The sequence below is a fragment of the Pseudofrankia coriaricola genome, assembly GCF_001854805.1.
Lineage (GTDB): Bacteria > Actinomycetota > Actinomycetes > Frankiales > Frankiaceae > Pseudofrankia.
The window spans coordinates 38,587-59,097 of record NZ_MBLO01000125.1 but is presented as its reverse complement, the minus strand read 5'-3'; the positions used below and the strand labels follow the sequence as shown (position 1 = coordinate 59,097).

At 73.4% G+C, this 20,511-nt stretch carries 16 protein-coding genes; 6 read left to right on the top strand and 10 right to left on the bottom strand.

The genetic code is table 11. The annotated features are described in order from the left end of the window. Positions 1–263: 263 nt before the first annotated feature. The 3 genes from BCD48_RS18195 (at position 264) to BCD48_RS18185 (ending at position 4,885) form a co-directional block, all read left to right on the top strand. The gene (locus BCD48_RS18195) at positions 264–1,829 is read left to right on the top strand and encodes an ammonium transporter (RefSeq protein ID WP_071049622.1); all 1,566 of its coding nucleotides are present in this window, start codon (positions 264–266) and stop codon (positions 1,827–1,829) included. A gap of 40 nt (positions 1,830–1,869) precedes the next feature. After that, positions 1,870–2,211: a P-II family nitrogen regulator gene (locus BCD48_RS18190; RefSeq protein WP_071049621.1), complete on the top strand. Its 342-nt coding sequence runs from the start codon at positions 1,870–1,872 to the stop codon at positions 2,209–2,211. A gap of 250 nt (positions 2,212–2,461) precedes the next feature. Next, on the top strand, positions 2,462–4,885 hold the full coding sequence (locus BCD48_RS18185; RefSeq protein WP_071049766.1) for a [protein-PII] uridylyltransferase: 2,424 nt from the start codon (positions 2,462–2,464) through the stop codon (positions 4,883–4,885). Between the two features lie 13 nt (positions 4,886–4,898). On the opposite strand, the gene BCD48_RS18180 is transcribed toward BCD48_RS18185, so the two are convergent. Together BCD48_RS18180 and BCD48_RS18175 are read right to left on the bottom strand one after the other, a co-directional pair. Continuing rightward, positions 4,899–5,726 carry an SDR family NAD(P)-dependent oxidoreductase gene (locus tag BCD48_RS18180; protein ID WP_071049620.1) on the bottom strand — a complete coding sequence of 276 codons (828 nt, stop codon included), beginning with the start codon at positions 5,724–5,726 and terminating at the stop codon, positions 4,899–4,901. A gap of 193 nt (positions 5,727–5,919) precedes the next feature. Continuing rightward, positions 5,920–6,402 (bottom strand): DUF1003 domain-containing protein, encoded by a 483-nt coding sequence (locus BCD48_RS18175; protein WP_071049619.1) that lies wholly within the window; start codon positions 6,400–6,402, stop codon positions 5,920–5,922. A 155-nt stretch (positions 6,403–6,557) separates the two neighbouring features. On the opposite strand from BCD48_RS18175, the gene BCD48_RS46655 reads away from it, so the two are divergent. Then, positions 6,558–7,229 carry a DUF6328 family protein gene (locus BCD48_RS46655; RefSeq protein ID WP_083418831.1) on the top strand — a complete coding sequence of 224 codons (672 nt, stop codon included), beginning with the start codon at positions 6,558–6,560 and terminating at the stop codon, positions 7,227–7,229. Between the two features lie 67 nt (positions 7,230–7,296). Here the strand turns inward: BCD48_RS46655 and BCD48_RS54930 are convergent, their stop codons facing one another. From BCD48_RS54930 to BCD48_RS18130, 7 genes are all read right to left on the bottom strand, one after another. Next, a complete protein-coding gene (locus BCD48_RS54930; protein ID WP_083418830.1) occupies positions 7,297–8,007 on the bottom strand; it encodes a helix-turn-helix domain-containing protein in 711 nt (236 codons plus the stop codon). A 167-nt stretch (positions 8,008–8,174) separates the two neighbouring features. Further along, positions 8,175–8,537, bottom strand: coding sequence for a cupin domain-containing protein (locus BCD48_RS18160; protein ID WP_071049765.1), 363 nt, complete (start codon positions 8,535–8,537; stop codon positions 8,175–8,177). A 93-nt stretch (positions 8,538–8,630) separates the two neighbouring features. Next, positions 8,631–9,077, bottom strand: coding sequence for a MerR family transcriptional regulator (locus BCD48_RS18155; protein WP_071049618.1), 447 nt, complete (start codon positions 9,075–9,077; stop codon positions 8,631–8,633). 130 nt (positions 9,078–9,207) lie between these two features. Further along, entirely contained in the window at positions 9,208–9,846 is a 639-nt protein-coding gene (locus tag BCD48_RS55720) for a MerR family transcriptional regulator (RefSeq protein ID WP_312622947.1), read from the bottom strand. 196 nt (positions 9,847–10,042) lie between these two features. Then, positions 10,043–10,519: a peroxiredoxin gene (locus BCD48_RS18145; RefSeq protein ID WP_071049617.1), complete on the bottom strand. Its 477-nt coding sequence runs from the start codon at positions 10,517–10,519 to the stop codon at positions 10,043–10,045. Between the two features lie 199 nt (positions 10,520–10,718). Continuing rightward, positions 10,719–13,961 carry a WD40 repeat domain-containing protein gene (locus BCD48_RS18140; RefSeq protein WP_131804036.1) on the bottom strand — a complete coding sequence of 1,081 codons (3,243 nt, stop codon included), beginning with the start codon at positions 13,959–13,961 and terminating at the stop codon, positions 10,719–10,721. Positions 13,962–14,104: 143 nt separating this feature from the next. Beyond that, positions 14,105–15,589 (bottom strand): dipeptidase, encoded by a 1,485-nt coding sequence (locus BCD48_RS18130; RefSeq protein ID WP_083418829.1) that lies wholly within the window; start codon positions 15,587–15,589, stop codon positions 14,105–14,107. Between the two features lie 62 nt (positions 15,590–15,651). Here BCD48_RS18130 and BCD48_RS18125 point away from each other — a divergent pair, with 62 nt between their 5' ends. After that, the gene (locus BCD48_RS18125) at positions 15,652–17,409 is read left to right on the top strand and encodes a hydantoinase B/oxoprolinase family protein (RefSeq protein WP_241841825.1); all 1,758 of its coding nucleotides are present in this window, start codon (positions 15,652–15,654) and stop codon (positions 17,407–17,409) included. A 239-nt stretch (positions 17,410–17,648) separates the two neighbouring features. On the opposite strand, the gene BCD48_RS18120 is transcribed toward BCD48_RS18125, so the two are convergent. After that, positions 17,649–17,903: a hypothetical protein gene (locus tag BCD48_RS18120; protein WP_071049614.1), complete on the bottom strand. Its 255-nt coding sequence runs from the start codon at positions 17,901–17,903 to the stop codon at positions 17,649–17,651. Positions 17,904–18,231: 328 nt separating this feature from the next. Between BCD48_RS18120 and efeO the strand changes: the two genes are divergently transcribed. After that, positions 18,232–20,481, top strand: coding sequence for an iron uptake system protein EfeO (gene efeO, locus BCD48_RS49260; protein ID WP_241841824.1), 2,250 nt, complete (start codon positions 18,232–18,234; stop codon positions 20,479–20,481). The last annotated feature ends 30 nt before the right edge of the window (positions 20,482–20,511 follow it).

Here is a 20,511-nt window from a genome sequence, read left to right as displayed (position 1 = left end):
CCAGCGTCGCGAGCCTGACCGGGGTGGGGGAGTTCGTCTCGTCGCCGCCCCGGTAGGTACACAGCACGGAAGGTGGGGGTGCGTCGGTTTCAGCCGGCGCACCCCCACCTTGCTGTATCGACCCGGTTGCGGTCCCGCTCGGTTCGCGTCGGTCGTCCGGCACGCCCCGATACGTGGTCACATGCCCTTTGAGTACCCGGTGAGGAGGACGCACACACTCCCGGGCATGCTGCCCGGAGCTAGCGCGTGATCGGGGGAGGCACATGAACGCGCACATCGTTGATCCGCGGTTGCATGGAGCGGTCGTCGACGCGCATCTGTCCGCGAACGGCGCCTGGCTGCTGGTGAGCTGCGCGCTGGCGATGTTCGCGGTACTGGGCCTGGGCCTTTTCCACGGAGGCCTGGCCCGCGTCGGGCACGTCCTGAGCGTCCTCACGCAGAACCTGGTCTGCATCGGGGTCGGCACACTGCTGTGGGTACTGGTCGGCTACACGATCGCGTTCGGGCCCGGCGGCAACGGGGCGTGGGGCGGCCTCGGCGCCTTCGCCCTGCGCCACCTCGGCGACCCGGTGACAGCGCCCTACACCGCCGAGGGCGGCGGCACCCCGACGGTGATCGTCCTTACCTTCCAGCTGATGCTGGCTCTTCTCGCCGCCGCGCTGGTCACCGGAGCGACGGCTGGCCGGCTTCGGCTCGGCGCGCTCGCCCTTCTCGTCGCGCTGTGGCTGGCGTTGGTCTACGCCCCGGTCGCGCACTGGGTCTGGAGTCCGCACGGCTGGTTGTTCCGGCTCGGCGCACTGGACTTCGCCGGCGGCACCACGATCCACGCGAGCGCCGGCGCCGCTGGCGTCGTGCTCGCGGTTGTACTCGGCCTCCGCCCCGGTTGGCGGGATGTGTGGCGGGACGGGGGGCGCCTCGCGCGCGGCGCGGCCATGGCGCCGCGCGGCGCCGCGCGACCGGGCGGTGTTCCCAGGCGTTCGCCAGGCATCTCCAGGGGGCTGCCGCACAACGTGCCGCTGGCGCTGGTCGGCGCGGGCATCGTCTGGGTCGGCTGGTTCGGAGTCACCGCCGGCTCGGCGCTCGGCTCGGGTGAGCTCGCCGGCTGGGCGTTCCTGAACACCCAGCTCGCCGCCGCCGCCGCGATGATCTGCTGGCTGATCGTCGAGTGGCTGCGTGACGGCCGGACGACCCCGGTCGGCGCGGCGTCTGGCGCCATCGCCGGGCTGGTCGCCATCACCCCCGCGAGCGGCTTCGTGGCGCCGATGGGCGCCTTGGCGATCGGGGCGCTCGCCGCGGTCGCCTGCGCTTTCGCCACGGCCCTCACGGGCAGGGCCGGGATCGACGACGCGTTCGACGTCGGCGCCGTCCACCTCGTCGGCGGTGTGCTCGGCACCCTGCTCGTCGGCTTCTTCGCGACGGCGGATACCGGCGGCTCGATCAACGAGGGCCTCATCTACGGGGGGTCGTGGGGGCTGCTCGGCAGGCAGACGCTCGCGGTCGTGTCCACGGTCGGTTACTCAGCCGCCGTCACGCTGGTTCTCGCGCTGGCGATCCGGAAGACGTTGGCCGGCCCAGGGGAGCGTCGTAAGAATCCTGTCGGGCATGCCGGCCTAGCGGTCGCCGCTGTTCGGACGTGGCTGCCGGAACGTTCACCCGCCGCGCGCTTCAAGCCAATCCTTCGGCTCTCGCGAAACGGCGGGGAGGGGGAGCCGATCAGGGCTGGCCGGTCGTGGCGAAAAGAAGATGCGGACTGGTTCACTTTGTCCGGCGATGACGGTAGCGTCGCCGCCGTCAACTCGGTCAAGATGCCCGAGAGGACGCAGGCCTGAGCGAGGGGCCGCAGGTCTGTCAAAAAGAGGAGGAAAAGTAATGACCAAGCTTGTCACCGCGGTGATCAAGCCGTTCAAGGTCGACGACGTCAAGGCGGCGCTGGAGGCCCTGGGTGTGCACGGACTGACTATCTCCGAGGTTCAGGGTTACGGTCGGCAGAAGGGGCACACCGAGGTCTACCGAGGCGCAGAGTACAAGGTCGACTTCGTCCCGAAGATCAAGATCGAGGTTGTTGTCGACGATGAGGCCGTCGAGGACCTCGTTACCGCGATCACCAGTGCGGCGCAGACCGGCAAGATCGGCGACGGTAAGGTCTGGGTGGTCCCGGTCGAAACGGTCATCCGTGTGCGGACTGGTGAGCGCGGCTCCGACGCCCTGTAGCACCGGGGAGCGCCGGAGCCTCCGGACGCGACACCGCGAGAAGTTCTGATCGCTCCTCCTCTGCTTCGGTAGTGCGACCGTGATGGGCGGGGGCAGGCCGAGACCGGCCTGCCCCCGCCTTGTCCGCTCGTCGCGATGCGCCGGCGCCTACCGCCGTCCCCATTGGCGAGCGGCACAGGTGTCCGTCGCGTAAGGATCTGACTTGTATGACGGATCTGGAGGTGGGCGCGCGGTGGAGCACGGGGTGGACGTGGCAGCCGAGCTCGCGGCGTTGCGTGGACGGGACGGCGCGTTTCCCGATCTGATCGGAGCCCCGCTGCGGGTCGCGCTCACCGAGCGTGCCGACGTCGCGCTGCGGGCCCTGTTCGGCGATCCGGGCCCCGGCGTCGCCCTGCTCGCCGTGGGTGGCTATGGCCGCGGCGAGCCGGCCTTCGGCACCGACCTCGACTTGGTGCTGCTGCACGACGGCCGGCGCGGTGCGCGTGCCGTCGCCGCGGTCGCCGACGGCATCTGGTACCCGGTCTGGGACGCGGGCGTCGGCCTCGACCACAGCGTCCGCACGGTCGAGCAGGCCGTCTCGGTCGCCGACGGCGACATGAAGGCGGCCCTCGGCCTGCTCGACGCCCGCCTGGTCGCCGGTGACGAGGCACTCGCGACCAGGCTTGCCGAGGCCGTGCGGGCCCGCTGGCGTGCCCGGGCCAGCCGCCGGCTGCCCGAACTCGCCGAGCTGCACGCCGAACGCGCCCGCCGGGCCGGCGAGGTCGCGTTCCTGCTGGAACCCGACCTCAAGGAGTCCCGGGGTGGGCTGCGCGACGTGCAGGCGTTGCACGCGCTCGCCGCCGCCTGGGTCGCCGAGGCTCCGGGCGAGCGGGTGCTCGCCGCCCAGCGGATGCTGCTCGACGTCCGCGGCGAGGTCCGCCGGCTCGCCGCTGGCCGTGACCAGGACCGGTTGCTGCTCCAGGACGGCACCTCGGTCGCCGCGGCGCTCGGCTATCGGGCCGAGCCGGCCGAGCCCACCGGGTCCGGCGGGACCCGCGAACCCGCCCAGCCCGGCGAGCCGGCCGAACTGGGCAGGCCAGGCGCGCTCGGCGAGCCGGACTCGTTCGCCCTCGCGCACGCCATCGCCGATGCCGGCCGGACGATCTCGTGGACCTGGGACACCACGTGGCACCGGGTGTCCGCGGCGCTGCGCTCCCAGTCGCGCTGGCGCTCGCGCAGACCGGTACGCCGCCCGCTCGCCGCCGGGGTCGTCGAGCAGGACGGCGAGGTCCTGCTCGCCAGGGACGCGGACCCCGCGGCCGACCCGGCGCTGGTGCTGCGGGCCGCGGCCGCCGCCGCCCGCGCCGGCATCCCGCTCGGCAGGTTCGCGGTCGACCGATTCGCCCGCGAGACACCCCCGCTGCCGGACCCGTGGCCGGGCGCGGCCAGGGACGCCTTCGTCGCGCTGCTCGCCGCCGGCGACAACGCCGTGCCGGTGCTGGAGTCGCTCGACCAGGTCGGCCTGCTCACCCGGATCCTGCCGGAGTGGGCGGCGGTGCGCAGCCGGCCCCAGCGCAACCCGTACCACCGCTACACCGTCGACCGGCACCTGATGGAGACGGCGGCGCGGGCGGCCGATCACACCCGCGAGGTCGACCGGCCCGACCTGCTGCTGCTGGGCGCGCTGCTGCACGACATCGGTAAGGGCTATCCCGGCGACCACACCGACGCCGGCATCGTCATCGTCGAGAAGCTCGGGCCCCGCCTCGGCCTGCCGCCCGCCGACGTGGACGTGCTGATCGCGATGGTCCGCCACCACCTGCTGCTGCCGGACGCCGCGACCCACCGCGACATCGACGACCCGGCCACGATCGAGGCGGTCGCGGCCGCCGCCGGCAGCACGCAGGTGCTCACCCTGCTGCACAAGCTGACCCAGGCCGACTCCCAGGCGACCGGCGCGACGGCGTGGAGCGCCTGGAAGGCCCGTCTCATCAACGACCTGGTCACCCGCGCGCTGGCCGTCCTCGGCGGTGGCCCGGTGCCGTACCCCGGCGAGCTGACCGACCGCCAGCGCGCCCTGCTCGAGCTGCCCGATGAGCACCTCGTCCAGGTCAACGGGCTGCCCGACGAGGGCATGTACGAGATCGTGGTGCTCGCGCCGGACCACGTGGGCCTGCTCGCCGTCACGACCGGGGTGCTCGCGCTCAACCGCCTCGACGTCCGGCGTGCCTCGGCCCGCGGCGCGAACGGCCGGGCGCTGTTGCAGGCCGCCGTCGCCGGGCGGCACGGACGCGAGCCGGACGCGAGCCGGCTGCTCGCCGACGTGCGCCGCGGGCTCGAGGGCCGGCTCGACGTCGGGGGCCAGCTCACCGCCCGTGAGGAGGCGTACGCGACCCGCCGCCCGTGGCGTACCCCGGGCCCGCCGCGAGCGACGTTCGACGACTCCGGGTCGAGGACGGTGCTGGAGGTGCGCGCCCCCGACCGGGCCGGGGTGCTGTTCCGGATCGTGGGGGCGCTCGCCGGGGCCGGCGTCGACGTGCGTACGGCGATCGTCGCGACCATCGGCCTCGACGTCGTGGACGCGTTCTACATCCAGGAGCCCGACGGCGCCGAGGTCGTCGGCGAGGCCCGGCGCCGCGAGGTCACCGACGCCGTCCTGGCCGCCCTGGCTTCCGAAGAGCCGCCCGCGGCCTGAGGCCGGCTGGCGGTCAGTCGGCCGGCGAGGGCGGTCGCAGTCGTTCGAGGGCGGTGATGACGTCGGGGTAGCGGCGGGTGCGGGCGCCGCCGTCGACGCTGTAGAGGCTGCCGGAGACGTAGGCGGCCTCGTCCGATGCGAGGAAGAGCACGACGTTCGCGATCTCCTCGGGTTCGGCGAACCGGCCGAGCGGGGCGTTCTCGACGTAGTCCTCGACGACCCCCGGGACGTCCCAGAGCGGCGTCGTGAGCGAGGTGCGCACGAGGCCCGGAGCGACCGCGTTCACCCGGATGCCGTGACGGCCCAGCTCCAGCGCCGCGACCTCGGTGAGCGCGACGACGCCGGCCTTCGCCGCGCAGTAGGCACCCATACCCCGGCCGGGCTGGACCGCGTTGAGGCTGGCCATCGCGACGATCGAGCCGCCGTGCCCGCCCGCGCGCAGCGCGGCGCCCGCGTGCTTGACGGTGAGGAAGGCGCTGTTCAGGCAGAGGTCGACGATCCGGCGCCATTCGGCGTAGTCGTGGTCGGCGATCTCCCCGAGAAAGCCCCCGCCCGCGTTGGCGACCACGATGTCGAGCCCGCCGAAGCGGCTGGCCGCGAGCTGGACGACCGCGGCGACGTCCTCCTCGACGGTGACGTCGCACCGGGCGGCGGCGGCGACCTCCTCGCCGAGTTCCGCCGTGAGCTTGCCTAACCCCGTCTCGTCGATGTCCGCCGCGACGATCCGCGCGCCTTCGGCGGCGAGCCGCCGGGTCACCGCCCGGCCGATCCCGGACGCGGCGCCGGTCACCACGGCCACCTTGCCCGCGACTCGCCCGTTCCCCTCGGTCTGACCGCCCATCGCGTCGTCTCCTCGCTTCCTGCCATGGCCCGCGTCACAATCCAATGATCAAAACGACAGCCTGCCAGCCCGAAATGCCCGAAGCAAGCGGCTCCAGCCGTCCCTGGCAGTCCATGGCGCGCGCCTCTGCCCGGTATGGCGGGCCGTGCCGGGACGCGGACGCCGCCGGGTGCTCGGGCGTCCGCGGCCGGCGTCAGGGCGATGGCGCGCCGGTTCGGCGGAGGATCTCCTGGACGCGGACCTCGATCGTGGCTGGGTCGATGCCCAGCTGCCGGCCGATGTGCGACGACCAGACCTCGGACCGGACGGTGGTCTCGTAGTCCAGGTCGGCGCGCACGTTCTGGCGGCGGGTGTCCCGGTTCTGACTGATCATCACGAACGTCGACAGGAAGATCGCCTCCAGGCTGACGATCATCGTCAACAGGCCGTAGGGAAACGGGTCGAAGATTATCCTGTCGCCAAAGGCGCCCTGGTTGAGCAGGATCCAGACGGTGAACCAGACGACGTGCAGGTAGACGAATGACATCGAGCCGGCGAAGCCGGTGACGGCGTCGGCGAACCGCTCCTGGCCGGTCCGCCGCTGCGCGAGCAGCATTCGCTCGTTGACGACCTTCGGGTGGTGCCTGCCGTTGTGTGGTGGCGAGCTCGTGTCCTCGGCGTCCGGTGTGTGCGTCACGTTCCTATGCTCGCAAGCCGGACAGACGGGACGGTTAGGCGCAGAGAATCTCGCGTCGTGGGACGTGGACCGCACGCCACGGCGGTCCGAGGCGGCCCGGCCTGGCGGATTGCGTGGATGATGACGCCTCTGCTCGGAGAGGGCAGGATGAGGTGGTGAGCGAGCGGTCAGCCGGCCAGTCTCCAGAGGCCGCCGGTCGACCCGGCCAATCCGGCGGACCGGCGGCCAGCGGCCAGCGCGTCCCGTCGGCCGACAGCGCCGACAGCGCCGCCGGCCACTCCGGAGAGACGCCGGACCACCGGCGTGACCGGAACTGGACCGAGCTGCTACAGGAGCTCCGCGTCGCGCAGACGGGTGTGCAGCTGCTGACGGCCTTCCTGCTGGCGCTCCCGTTCCAGGCGAAGTTCTCGGACCTCAGCTCGGCCCAGCGGGGGCTCTATCTGGTCGTCGTGCTGCTCGCGGTCGCGGCGACGGGCCTTCTGCTGATGCCGGTCAGCCTGCATCGGGCGGTGTTTCGCCGTCACCAGAAGGAACTGCTCATCCAGGCGGCGAACGCGTTGGCGCAGGCGGGGCTCGCGCTGCTCGCGCTCGCCGTCGCCGGCGTCGTCACCCTCATCTTCGACGTGGTCGTCGGCCCCACCGCGGGGATCATCGCCGGTGCGCTGACCCTGCTGGTCCTTGTCCTGCTCTGGGCCGTCATCCCCGCGATCGTCCGGAAGCAGGCGGACGCGCAGACACCGCCGGAGTCACGGCCGGCCGCGGCGCCACACGACCGGGCCGGGCCCGCGGGTGAGGACGAGGACGGGGACGGGGACGGCACCATCTAGTCCACTGGCCCGGCAGAGGTCACCCAAGCCCGACGGTGGCCGCGGCCCGACAGCGACCGCGAGTCCGTCAGAGCATGACTGTCGCCCGGACCGCGGGGCCGCCGACACGACGAGGGGCGTGCCCGACCGCGCGGTGGTGCCCCGAAACGCGCCGGGCCGCCGCGCATCCGGGCTGGGTCGCTCGGGCAGGAGGCCGGCCCGGCGCCGTGGGGACGATCGGTGCCAGGGCCTGGCGCGGACCGAGGCCGCCCGGTCGCCCGTAGCGCCCCCGGCGTCGAAGTGCGCGGAGGGGCCGAGCCGGTGGCGTGTGCGCGGCGCCGACCTGGCAGGTCGGGCCCGGCTGGATGGGCGAAGTCGGGATGGCCTGCTCGGCGGCGCGCACGAGACGAACCGGGGCCGCGGGAGACAGCGGCCGGGCCGCGGCGGCCGGCCTGGCGGCCGGCGCCTTCGCGCCCGCCACCGGGCGGGTGGGCGCCGAGCCGGCCACCGGCCGAACCGGTGCCCGCGAAGGCTCCTGGCGGGGCTCCCGCTCCACCAGCTCGCGGCGTACCTGCTCGAGCAGGTCGCTCAGCCGGATGCCCAGCCCGCGGCATACCGCGGCGAGCACCTCGGAGGAGGCCTCCTTGCGGCCCCGCTCCACCTCGGACAGATAGGGGACGGAAACCCGCGCCGCGGCCGCGACATCACGCAGCGTCCGGCCCTGGCCCATCCGATAGTCGCGTAGCGCATCGCCGACCAGCCGGCGCAACAGCGGCGGTGACTCGCTCGATGTCGTCATCCGTCGCCTCCCACCGCCACCGGCCTCGCCGCGTCCGCCCTCCGGAGCCAGCCAGTCAGCCGGAGGGCGCCGCGACGGTTTCCCCTGATCGTAGTCGGAGGCCCGCCCGCCGCGGCCCCGATGCGGAACTCCGGGTCCATCCCGGTGCTCCGGCGGGCGGATGGAGCCTAGGCGTCGCGGTGGACGGTGTCGGGGGCGAAGGCGGGCAGGCAGACCGAGATGTAGTCGGCACCGTCGGCGCCGCGAGTGCTGTACCGCACCCACTCGCCGGCCGCCGTGTGGACGGCCTCGCCGGCACCGACCTCGATCACCCCACCGGAGTGCTCAACGGTGAGGACGCCGCGCAGTACCAGCGTGTACTCGTCGAACTCGGGCCGCTGGCCCGGCTCCTCCCAGCCAGACGGGCTGGTCATGTGCGCGATGCTCACACCGGACGAACCGGTGTTCACCATGCCCACGTACTCGCGGATGATCTTCGGCAGGCTGCCCGCCGCTTCGACGACGGTCGGCTTCTGAATAAAAGTCGGCATACGGACCATCATCGCCCCGACTTCGTCGTCCGACTCCGCCGGGAGCCGGCCGGCGCACGGCCAGGCGGCGGCGCAGGCGGAGAGCCGCGAGGCCTAGTCGCCGGCCGCGCGGCCGGCGCGGTGTGCGTCGTCGTGCAGGCCGTGCAGGAACGACTCGGCGATGCGGACCTGCTCTTCGAGGGAGCGCAGCTTCTCCTCGCCGAGAGCGACCCAGGTATGCAGCCGCTCTAGCAGCTCCTCACGCCGCTCGGGAGGAGTGCCGGCGCTCGTCGCCTCGTCGCGCAGGGCAATGAGAGCGCGCATCTCGTCGAGGGCGAAGCCGAGCGGCTTCATCTTCTTGACCAGGAGGAGACGGTCGACGGCGTCCTCGTCGTACAGCGGCGCCCCGGCTCCGTCCTCGGCGACGGCGGCGAGCAGGCCGGCCTCGGCGTAGAAGCGCGTCGTGCGCAACGACAGGGTGACCTTGTCCGCTACGTCGCCGATCGGGTAAACCTCGCGTCCGGCGCTGGCAGGGGACGGGATGCTATGCGTGCTGGACAACTGAACCCTTACTCGATGCTGGAGGCGGGACGGGTGGGCTCGGCGGGTGCCGCTGCCGGGCGCGGAGGCACCCGGCGTCCGTTGCGCGCCGATCGGTGACCGCTCGTGGCGGCGCCGGCGGCGCGGACGGTCAGGTCCGGTCGGGGCTCGTCTCGGTCGAAGGCGCGTCGTGCTCGGGGCCGTCTGGGCTGTGAGCGGTGATGGCGCGCGCGACGCCGTCACTGTCACCATCGTCGCAGGTCGTGGCGCTGTCACCGGCGATGGGAGCGGTGTCGGTGGCGCCGGAGTGGGCGACGACATCCGTGAGGTCGTCCGGGCTGTCGGGCAGGCGGGACGCGTCGTCGTGCAGGCCGGCGACGAAGTCCGCCGCGATCCCGGCCCGCGCCCGCAGGTCGGCGAGCTTCTCCTCCGCCAGCGTCGCCCAGGTCTTCAGCCGCTCCCGCAGCTCATGCTGGCGGTCCGCCGTCAGGTCCGGCAGGCGAAGCTCGTCACGCACCGCGAGCAGGGACCGCATCTCCTCCAGCGTGAAGCCGAGGGGCTTCATCCGCTTGATCAGAAGCAGCCGGTCCAGGGCGTCCTCGTCGTAGAGACGGAAGCCGCCCTGAGTCCGCCCGACCGGGGTGAGCAGCCCGGCTTCCTCGTAGAAGCGGACCGTGCGCAACGACAGACCTACCTGTCGGGCCACATCCCCGATCTGGAGAACGGTGCTCGGGGCAGCCGTGGCCGCATCGTTCGTGGACGCGTCCGGATCCCGTCGGGCGGTGAACAAGGCTGCCCCCACCTCACTGTCGAGTTCCGAATACCGATGGCCTCGCCGGTGACTTTACGACAGTTGGCCCGAGCCCGGCACATCGACCGCGTCAGGCCGAAACGGTTCCCCGACGGCCCCGCTGGCCGGAGCTCCGCCGGGGCGGTGGTGGAGACGACGGCGGAACCTCGCGGCCGGGACGACGGCCGGCCGCTGGTCACCCCAGCCGGGCGAGCTCCTTGCCGATCTTGTCGGCGGTGGCATAGGTGACGCCGATCAGGCCGACGTCCTTCCAGCGCAGCACGCCGTCAGCGTCCACGAGGAACACCGAGCGGCGCAGCCCAAGACCGGGCATCGCGATCCCGTACTGGCGGATCACGGCACGGTCCGGGTCGGCCAGCAGCGGGAAGGACAGGGCACGATGCCTGGCGAACCGCTCGTGGCTGTCGAGGTCCTGCGGGCTGATGCCCCAGACCTGGGCACCGACGCCCGAGAACACCTCCATGCTGTCCGCGTACGAGCACAGCTGCTTCGTGCAGACGGGCGTCTCGTCGCCGGGGTAGAACGCGAGCACGACCGGGGTGCCCTTGGCGGCCGAGAGGGTGTAGTCGGAACGGGCGGTCTCGCCGTCGTGGACGACCAGGCCGGAAAGGGTGAAGTCGGGGGCCTGCTGGCCCACAGTGGGCGTCGCCATCTCAGCGCCCGGCCGAGGCGTCGGGTACCGGAGCCAGCGCTGGCATCGGAGTCTCCTGTCGATGTCGGGTTCGGTGGTAGTCAGGCCACACAACGACCACGGACAGCGTCAGTTGCCCTTATGCGCCATGGCGTACCAGCCGCGCAGCCTAGATGACCCAGGCGGCCAACACGGGCGCTTTAGGTGACGTACACGTTTCTTATGGCATCGGGCGCGTTGATTCGGACACGTTCCAGGGGCTGGTCACGACGGCTTCGGCCCCGGCATTCGCGTGGCCGCCCATGCCGTCGTCCTCGGTCCCGACGGCATCGGCGCCGACGAGGCCAAGCGGGAGCGTGGCGCTCAGCGGGCTCGCGCCCGCATCCCGCGGCTGCTCCTCGTCCGGCTCCGCCGCGTTCGTCCGCGCCGTCGTCGGGTCGGTCGCCGTCCGCGGCCCCGGCCGGGGTGGCCGGCTCGCCGAGCGCGTGTGCGCACCGCGCGTCCGCCGGCCGGCGGACCGGGCGGCGGGCGTACCCGCGCCAGCCGCCTGGCGTGGCCCGGCGGCCGGCGGCGCCCAGACGGCCGCAGCCAGTGCCAGCCCCGTCGCCACGACCAGTGCCAGCACGACGATCATCCCCGCGGCCAGCAGCAGCGCCGGGGGCAGCCCCAGCTGGTGACCGAAGACAAGCAGGCAGCTCAGGCCGATCGCGAGGCCCCCGACGACCGCTGCCCGACCGTTCGTCCGGCGCTCGCGGCGGCGCCTGCCCGGCAGGTCGATGCCGCCGGCGGCCGGCGTGTCCCCCATCGGGCGGAGGGTCCTGAGCGGTTCGACATCGACCGCGGTCTTCTCGGCGTCGGTCTCGTCGTCAGCTCGCGCCTCGCGGACCCGCGCCTCGTCGGCGTCCGTCGCCGCGTGGCCATCCGCGCCGGCCGGCTCATGAGCCTCCGTCGTCGGGCGCAGCAGGGTCACCGACCCGTCGAGGCTCGCGACGGCGAGCAACCCACGCTTGGGGGCGAACGCGACGGCAGTCACCGGCAGTCGGGTACGTATCCGCCCGACCGCGGCGGTCGGGTCCAGCAGGTCCCACAGCGCGACGTGCTCCGCGCTCACAGTGGCCAGCCACCGGCTGTCCGCGCTGAAGGTGACCGACGTGACCCAGCCGGCGTGCGCGTTGATCGAGGCCCGCGGCGCGGGCGCCGACGGGTCGATCGTGTGCCAGAGGTCGACGGTGCCGTCGAGGCGTCCCACCGCCATCGTCCGGCCGTCCGGCGCGACCGCCACGTCCAACAGCGGGCCCTCGCCGGCCGTCAGGTGCATTCGGCGCACCGGCGTGGCCGAGACCTCCCAGAACTCGACCCGCTCGCCCGCGGTCGCGAGCCAGCGGCCGTTCGGGAAGATCGCGGCGGCGCGGATCAGGCGCGAGTCACCCGCGCGGCCCAGCGGGCGGGGGTGGGTGGGGTCCGTGACGTCCCAGATCCGGGCGGCCTCCGCGGCGAAGCCGGCGGCAAGCCGCCGCCCGTCCGCCGAGAAGTGCAGCCCGGTCAGCCCTCCGGGATGAGCGAGCAACGCGCGCGGAACGGGTCCGGCGAGCTCGTCGATCTTCCAGAGCACCGCGTGGGTGTTGTCGTGGCCCGTGGCCAGCCATGTGCCGTCGGGTGAGAACGCCACGACCGGCCCGGCCGCGAACCTCGTCGAGACCTCCCACATTCGCGCGGGCACGCCCGGGTCAGCGACATTCCATAGCCGGACGAGGCCATCGCCGCTCGCCGTCGCGAGCCGCCGCCCGTCTGGCGAGAAGGCCACCGCGTAGACCGGCGCGAACCGTCGGTCGACGTTGCCCCTGGCCCAGACCGGCCGGGACAGCGAGCGCCCGGCCGACTGCCAGCGCCGTTCGGACGGTCGGCGTGGAGCCGACGGCCAGATCAGGGCGGGCAGCAGGTATCGGCCCCGCGGCCGGCCCAGGGTCTCCTCCCAGTCCACGGCGGGGAGCCAGCGCCGAAACCGCGGCTGACGCAGCGTCCGCTCCCAGCTCATGTCCAGCGACCAGCGCAGCGCCCGCGGCCAGCGCCGCGAGGACGGCTCCCGCCCCGGCGGTGGCCAGGACGCGGGCAGCGGGAGGCGTGTCCACCGCCAACGGGTCCAGGGCCACCGGCGCCGCCGCTGCTCCAACACTCCGACGACCGCGAATCCCTCCGCGTCGGGCTCGGCCCCACCCGGCCGCGTCGCGGCGGCTGCCGCGACGGGCCATTCCGCGGCGGCCACGGTGGTGGGCTCACCGACGGCGCTCTCACCGGTGGTGCTCCCACCGACTGGCGCCGTGGCCTGGCCGGCCAGGCCAGCACCCCCAGGGCTCGTCGGCGCGGTGGCGTCGTCCGGCGCGCCGCCAGGAGCGGTCGGGCTGTCCCACCCGCGGTAGGCGAGTGGAACGGTAAGCGGCCCCGTCTCGTCGGCCATCGGCGTCAGGAACGGGCCGTCGATCGGGGGGAGGATCAGGGGACCGGTGTCCGGGGGCGGCGCCGGGATCGGGACCGGGCCGGTCGTCGGGTCATCCGGTATCAACAGGCGGATCAGCTCACCGAGATCCCCCGTGCCTGTTGGACTGAGCGGTGAGGAGACCCGGGTCTCGACCGGCTCCGGCGTTGCGTCGGCGAGCCCGGCCAATCCAGCGCCGGCCCGCTGGGCGGCCCTGCCCGGCGCGGGACCGGCCGTCGCTCCCGGCAGCGGTGACTGCTCCGTCGCCGTGGCGGGCGCGGCCTTGGCCCGGCTCCGCGTCGACTGGGCGCGGCTGGCCTTGACCGGCGCGGCCTCGACGGCCGGCGCGCCGGCCGTCGCCTCGGCGGAGGGCGCCTTGGCACGGGTGGACCGGGTTCGGGTCGTCTTCGGTCTCGGTGGTTCCGTGGGCGTGGCGGTGGCGGTTGTGGCGTCCGAGGCTGTGGCGTCCGAGGCTGTGGCGTCCGAGGTCGTGGCGTCCGAGGTCGTGGCGTCGGCGAATGGCGTCGGGCCGGTCGTCGCCTCGTCGGTCCCCGCGCCGGCTGGCGTGGCCTTGGCGTGGGTCGGCCGGGCGCGGGTCGCCCTGGCCGAGGGAGCAGGCTGCCGCGCGGCCGGTGTGCCTTCGGCCGTGGCCTGCTCAGTCGGCGCCACGGTCGTGACGGCCGTGCCCTTCGCCGCCGCCGTCCTGGCTGGCGCGCGCCGAGGAGCCCGCGTGCGGGCTGGCGCCGCGGGTACGGCCTCGGTCTCAGCCGCCGGGGCCGGCGAGTCCGGCAGGGTCCCCGTCGTCGGGGCCTGGGCCACCGCGGGTTCGGGGGAGGTAACGGACGCGGGCGACGGGGTCGTGGGCGACGGGGCCGTGGACGACAGGGCCGTGGACGACAGGGCCGCGGGCGACGCGGGCTGGGCGGACTGGGGTTCCGCGGACTGGGGTTCCGCGGGCAGCGCCTTCACCGGCGGGGGCTCCGGGGGCATGGCCGACGTGGCCTCATCCCCCCGTGGTCCCATGACCCCCAAGAATGGCACCGCGCGATGCCAGGCGCGGAGCTGGGTTGCCGGTCTTGCGAGGTGATTGTGGTACCCGCCTCACGTCGATCATGATGTGTCTCTCCCGCTGGTCAGCCCGTTGTGGGATGGCCGAGCAGGAAGAGCGCCTCGGCCAGCGCGATCTGTTCGATCTCGCTGGGGGCGACGCTCTCGTTGGGGGCGTGGATGAGGCAGGCCGGCTCGGAGACGCCGATCAGCATGATCTCCGAATCCGGGTAGGTCCGCGCGAACGTGTCGCACAGCGGGATCCCGCCCCCCTGCCCCGCTGTGGTGACCGGCCGCCCATAGGCCGTCGCCAGCGCCGCCGTTATCGCGCGGTAGCCGGGCCCGTCGGTCTCGGCGCGAAACGACGCGCCGATGCCCTCCAGCTCGATCTCCACCCGGACATGCCACGGCGCGACCGCGCGCAGGTGGTCGGCGAGCAGCCCGTAGGCGGCCTCCGGGTCGACGCCCGGCGGGACCCGCAGGTTCAGCCGGGCCGCGGCAGCCGGCTGCACCGCCGACGGCGCGCCGGTCAGCGGCGGTACCTCCATGCCGATGACCGTCAACGCCGGCCGGGCCCAGAGCTGGTCGGCGACGGTGCCGCTTCCGAGCAGGCCCACCTCGGGGAGCACGTGCGCGTCGGCGCGTAGCCGCTCCTCAGGGTAGGGCTCGCCGTTCCACACCCCGCCGTTGGCGAGCCCGGGGATGGTGACGTCGCCCGCCTCGTTGTGCAGCGTCGCGAGCATCGCGACCAGCGCCAGCAGGGCGTCCGGCGTCGGGCCGCCGAACATGCCGCTGTGCATGCCGCTGGTGCCGGTCGTCACGCGGACGACAGCGCTGACCAGGCCGCGCAGCACCGTCGTCAACGTCGGCACGCCCACGGCGACGTTGCCCGAGTCGCAGATCACGATCGTGTCCGCGGCCAGCAGGTCCGGGTTCTGCTCGACGAACCGCTCGAGTCCCCCGGTGCCCTGTTCCTCGGAGCCTTCGACGACGACCTTGATCCCGACTGGGACAGGGGTCCCCACATCCTGCCGAAGGCTGGATGTGGGGGAAGTCGAGTTTCCGACCGCCCGCAGCGCGGTGAGGTGGGCCATCAGGTTGCCCTTGCAGTCGGCGGCGCCCCGGCCATACCAGCGGCCGTCCCGCTCGGTCAGCGTGAAGGGCGGGCTGTCCCAGCTCGCCTCGTCGCCCGGAGGCTGGACGTCGTAGTGGGCGTAGAACAGCACGGTCGGCGCGCCGGGGGGCGCCGGCCGGTGGCCGATCGCCGCCGTGGAGCCGTCCGGCGTCTCCACCAGCCGCACGTCCGGCAGCCCGGCGTCGCGCAGCGCGTCCGCGACGAGGCCCGCGCCGCGCACGCAGTCGGCCGACGGCCCCAGCCGGGGATCGAAGACGGTCGGGATGGCGACGAGCTCGGCGAGCTCGTCACGGGCGCGCGGCATCAGCGCCCGTACCCGTCCGGCGACGTCGGTGGCGAGCTCGGCCGAGACGCCGCCAAGAGGCTCCTGGGGGGAAAGCCCGGAGGACGGACCGGTGGACGGGCCGGCGGGCACGCCGGGGGTGGCGGCTGGCATGGCCTCATCTGACCACGGCCCCCACAGCCTCCGCCGGACGGGGAGGTGCCACGCTGGGAGACATGGAGGCGGTGCCGGCCGGGCTGGACCCGGTGACCTTGTCGGTGCTCGCGAGCGGGCTCGCCGGGATCGCCGAGGAGATGGGGACGCTGCTGGTCCGCAGCGCGTACTCGTCGAACATCAAGGAGCGGCGGGACTGCTCGGCCGCGCTGTTCGACGCGGACGGCCGGATGGTCGCGCAGGCGGCGCACGTGCCGGTGCACCTGGGGGCGCTCTACGAGTCGGTGCGGGTGGTCGCCGAGCGCGGCGCGGCACCCGGCGACGTGTGGGTGCTCAACGACCCGTTCACCGGTGGCAACCACCTGCCGGACGTCACGCTCGTCAGCCCCCTGACCATCCCGCCAGGTGCCTCCGGAGGCGCACGCGAGGACGATGATCGCGCCTCCTTCGGCGGCCCGCCGGGCACCGCCGCGGAGGAACCGGGCGGCGAGATCGTCGGCTACGCGGCCACGAGGGCGCACCACTCCGACATGGGCGGCATGCGACCTGGCTCGATGCCGGCCGACTCGCGCGAGATCTTCGCCGAGGGGCTGATCATCCCGCCGGTCCGCCTGGTCCGGGCGGGCCGGTGGCAGGACGACATCCTCGACCTGATCTGCGCGAACTCGCGCACCCCCGACCTGCGCCGCGGCGATCTGCGCGCACAGGCGGCCGCGAACCGGCTCGCCGGCATCCGCCTGACCGAGCTCGCGGCGCGCCATGGGGTGGCGACCGTGCTCACCGCCTTCGCCGAGGTGCTGCGCTATGGCGAGCGGCGCAGCCGGTCGCTGGTCGCGCTGCTGCCGGACGGCCGGTACGAGGCGGCCAGCGAGTTGGAGGGCGACGGCGCGGACGACGTCGACATCCCGTTGCGGGTCGCGGTGACGATCGCCGGGGACGGTCTCACGGTGGACTTCACCGGTACCTCGCCGGCCGTGCGGGGCAACGTCAACTGCCCGCGCGCGGTGACCCGCTCGGCCTGCTGCTTCGCATTGCGGGTGCTGCTGCCCGACGACGTGCCGGCGAACGACGGCACGTACGCGCCGCTCACCGTCGTCACCGAGCCCGGCTCGCTGGTCGACGCCCGTCGCCCGTCGGCCGTCGTCGCCGGCAACGTCGAGACGTCACAGCGGATCGCCGACACCGTGCTCGCCGCCCTGGGCCAGGCGGTCGCCGCCGCCGCGGGCGCCGCTGCGGTCGCGGCGGCGGCGACCGAGACGGGAGAGGAACCGGCGACGCTGCCGGTCCTGCCCGCGCAGGGCCAGGGGACGATGAACAACCTGGTGATCGGCGGCGACGGCTGGACGTACTACGAGACGCTGGCGGGCGGGGCTGGGGGCTCCGCGCGCGGGCCGGGCGCGTCCGGGGTGCACGTCGGGATGACGAACACGCTCAATACCCCGATCGAGGCGCTCGAGCTCGAGTACCCGATGCGGGTGGAGCGCTACGAGCTCGACGAGGCGACGGCCGGCGCCGGGCTGCACCCCGGTGGCGCCGGTCTGGTCCGTTCGATCCGGGTGCTGGAGCCGGCGACCCTGTCGGTGCTGGCCGATCGGCGTCGCCATGCCCCGCAGGGCGCGGCCGGCGGCGGCCCCGGCGGCGTCGGCCGCGCCGACGTCGACGGCGACCCGCTCCCGCCCAAGGCCAGCCGGCCCCTGCCCGCCGGGGCCGTGGTCACGGTCCACACCCCGGGCGGCGGCGGCTGGGGCGGTCCCGCGCCGGACGCTTCGCGCCCGGCGCCGGGCGCCGCCTGTCGGGCGCAGGGCGCCCTCCCAGCCTGATCTCGGGGTTGGCGTGTGTAGCCGGGGCTGGCGTGGACTGGGGCCGGGGTGGTGGGTGCGTTGGTGATGCGCCGATGCGCCGTCACCATCGGTGGCTGGGTTGTGCGTAGCAGTCGATCAGGCGCGGGACGGGTCTCGGCCTTGCCGCCCGCGGCGTCGGCGTGCGGGTGGGGACCACGGCCGTGCGGGGGAAGGTGGCCGTAGGTCCCGCCCCGGCCACCACACGACCGTGGTCCGTCTTAGGGGACCGGCGGCTCGCCGGTCGGTGCGGTCGCGGTGCCGGTGTCGGGGTGATTGGGCGAGGCCGGGCCGGTGCGGATCTGGATGGTGCGGACGGAGCGCCAGTTGACGAGCATCGTGTAGCCGTCGGCCAGGTATAACTGCTCGACCTCGCAGCGGAAGACCGCTTGGGCGACGCGCGTGCGAAGTTCATCCGGGTCGGTGTCGGCCGGCAGCTCGAAGGTCTGGCCGTCGATCACGATCCGCACTTCCACGAGCCCAACAGTCGCACATGTGTTCGATGAGGGCAACGCTGTGGGCGCCCTGTTCGGGTCGCGTGTCGGCGGTGAGTTCCGACTGTCCTGGCGGGGCGCGACCGCGAACTGCCGGCAGGGGTGATCTTCGCCTGGAGGTGGGGGTGCGGGACGCCCGCGCGCCTTTCGTTCCTGCGCTGGTCGAGCTGTTGTGAGCCTTGGCCGAGGTGTTCGTGGGCACTCGTTCGGAGGACCCTTGCGTCTGAGCCTTAGGCGGTCCTAAGTTAGGTCGGCCTGCCTTAAGTTAGGTGGTCCTAACTGGATGGGACCTGGGCCCAGTGGAGAGTGCGTGGACAACTTCGTTCCGAACCTACTGATCGGGTTGCGTGAAGGGCTTGAGGCAACGCTGATCGTCAGCATCCTTGCCGCCTACCTGGTCAAGATTGATCGACGTGACCGGATGGCGCACCTCTCCTTCGGGGTTGGGGCGGCGGTCGCGCTCAGCCTGGCTTTCGGTGCCGCGCTCACGTTCACCTCCGCGAACCTGTCGACCAAGGCGCAGGAGGGACTGGGCGGGATCCTGTCGCTGGTCGCCGTCGTGCTGGTGACCTGGATGGTCTTCTGGATGCGTAAGACGGCGCGCAACCTGTCCGGCGAACTGCGCGGCAAGATGGACGCCGCACTGTCTGTCGGTGCGGGCGCCGTCGTCTTCACCGCGTTTCTCGCGGTCGCCCGCGAGGGCCTGGAGACGGCGCTGTTCCTGTGGGCGACGATCGACTCGACGAACGGCTCGACCGTCGGCCCGATGCTGGGCGCGCTCGTCGGCATCCTGATCGCCATCCTGCTCGGCTACCTGCTCTACAACCGCGTGCTCACGTTCAACCTCGGCAGGTTCTTCACCTGGACGGGTGGTGCGCTGATCGTCGTCGCCGCCGGTGTCGCCGCCTACGGCGTCGGTGACCTGCAGGAGGCCGACCTGCTGCCGGGCCACGAGGCGCTCGCGTTCGACCTCTCCGACCACATCTCGGAAAGCAGCTGGTACGGCGCGCTGCTCAAGGGCATCTTCAACATCAGCCCGGTGTGGTCGTGGGCGCAGCTGGGCGTCTGGCTCGGCTACCTCGTCCCGGTCATGGCGATCTACGTCTGCTACCGCTACCTGTTCAGGTCCCCCGAGCCGGCGGCCGCCCCGGCTCCCGCCACGGCCGCGGCGGGAGCCGGGGCAGGCGCGGTTCCGGCCGGGCCGGACACGACCCGGATAGACGCCGCCCCGGCCGCCGACGCCGCCATCCCGACCGCCGAGGCCGCCATCCCGACCCAGAGCACCGACTCGCCCAGCGGCCAGCACCGCGACATCCCGGCGCCCGCCGGCAACAACGACACCAGCAAGCCCGCCGACAGCGGCGAGGAAGCAGCTCCCAAGGAGGACGAGGTCATGGGTTGGCGCAGGACGCTCACGGCGGTCCCGGTCCTGAGCGTCTCGGTCGTGGGCCTGCTCTTGGCTGGCGGCGCGATCGGTTTCGCGCTGAACGGCGGCTCGGACGGCACCGCGGCCGGCACCGCGGCCGGCGCCTCGGTGGTCACCGCCGGCGACGACACATGCGCCTACTCCGGGCCGGCCCTGTCCGCGGGCACCCACACCTTCAAGGTCTCGAACACCACCGGCAAGGCGATCGAGCTCTACTTCATCGGCGCGAACGGCCAAGCCGTCGGCGAGGTGGAGAACGTCGGCCCGGGGACGTCGCGCAACCTGACCGTCGACCTGGCCGAGGGCGACTACACCCTGCGCTGTCGGCCGACCAGTACCACTGGTGACGGCGTGACCTCGAAGCTCACCATCGCCGCGCCCGGTGCGTCCGCCCCGGGCGCCGCCTACGACCCGCGGCTGTACGAGGCCGTCGGCGAGTACCGCGTCTACGTGGAGGGCCAGACCGGTCAGCTGGTCACCGCCACTGAGACGTTCGCCGCGGCGGTCAAGAGCGGCGACGTCGAGGCGGCCAAGCGTCTCTACGCACCGGCCCGGGTCTTCTACGAGCGGATCGAGCCGGTCGCGGAGAGCTTCGGCGACCTCGACCCGGCGATCGATGCCCGGGAGGGCGATGTCCCGGACGACGAGTGGACCGGCTTCCACGTGATCGAGAGGGACCTCTGGGTCAACGGCAAGACGTCCGACCCGGTCGTCGCCGACAAGCTGCTCGCCGACGTGAAGAAGCTGCAGACGTTGGTCACCGACGTGAAGCTCACCCCGAGCCAGCTCGGCAACGGCGCGGCCGAGCTGCTCAACGAAGTCGCCACCAGCAAGGTCACCGGCGAGGAGGAGCGGTACTCGCACACCGACCTGATCGACTTCGCCGCCAACGTCGAGGGTGCCCGGGCCGCGTACGAGCCGCTGCTGCCGGTTCTGAAGGACACCGACCCGGAGCTGGCCAAGACCATCGACGCCCGCCTGACCGATGTCGAGAAGGCGCTGGAGCCGTACAAGTCGGGCGACGGCTACGTGGACTACACCTCGCTGAGCGACACCCAGGTCCGAGCACTGTCCGACAAGGTCGACGGCTTGGCCGAGCCGCTGTCCAAGCTGACCGGGGCGGTCGCGGCCTAGCGGGGGCGGCCGGGCCGGCCCCGCCAGTGG

What these genes read in the sequence shown, in the direction of transcription:
- BCD48_RS18195 (WP_071049622.1), top strand. Translation starts at nt 264, where the DNA reads ATGAACGCGCACATCGTTGATCCGCGGTTGCATGGAGCGGTCGTCGAC.
- BCD48_RS18190 (WP_071049621.1), top strand. Translation starts at nt 1,870, where the DNA reads ATGACCAAGCTTGTCACCGCGGTGATCAAGCCGTTCAAGGTCGACGAC.
- BCD48_RS18180 (WP_071049620.1), bottom strand. Translation starts at nt 5,726, where the DNA reads ATGGGCGGTCAGACCGAGGGGAACGGGCGAGTCGCGGGCAAGGTGGCC.
- BCD48_RS54930 (WP_083418830.1), bottom strand. Translation starts at nt 8,007, where the DNA reads ATGACGACATCGAGCGAGTCACCGCCGCTGTTGCGCCGGCTGGTCGGC.
- BCD48_RS18160 (WP_071049765.1), bottom strand. Translation starts at nt 8,537, where the DNA reads ATGCCGACTTTTATTCAGAAGCCGACCGTCGTCGAAGCGGCGGGCAGC.
- BCD48_RS18145 (WP_071049617.1), bottom strand. Translation starts at nt 10,519, where the DNA reads ATGGCGACGCCCACTGTGGGCCAGCAGGCCCCCGACTTCACCCTTTCC.
- BCD48_RS18140 (WP_131804036.1), bottom strand. Translation starts at nt 13,961, where the DNA reads ATGCCCCCGGAGCCCCCGCCGGTGAAGGCGCTGCCCGCGGAACCCCAG.
- BCD48_RS18130 (WP_083418829.1), bottom strand. Translation starts at nt 15,589, where the DNA reads ATGCCAGCCGCCACCCCCGGCGTGCCCGCCGGCCCGTCCACCGGTCCG.
- BCD48_RS18125 (WP_241841825.1), top strand. Translation starts at nt 15,652, where the DNA reads ATGGAGGCGGTGCCGGCCGGGCTGGACCCGGTGACCTTGTCGGTGCTC.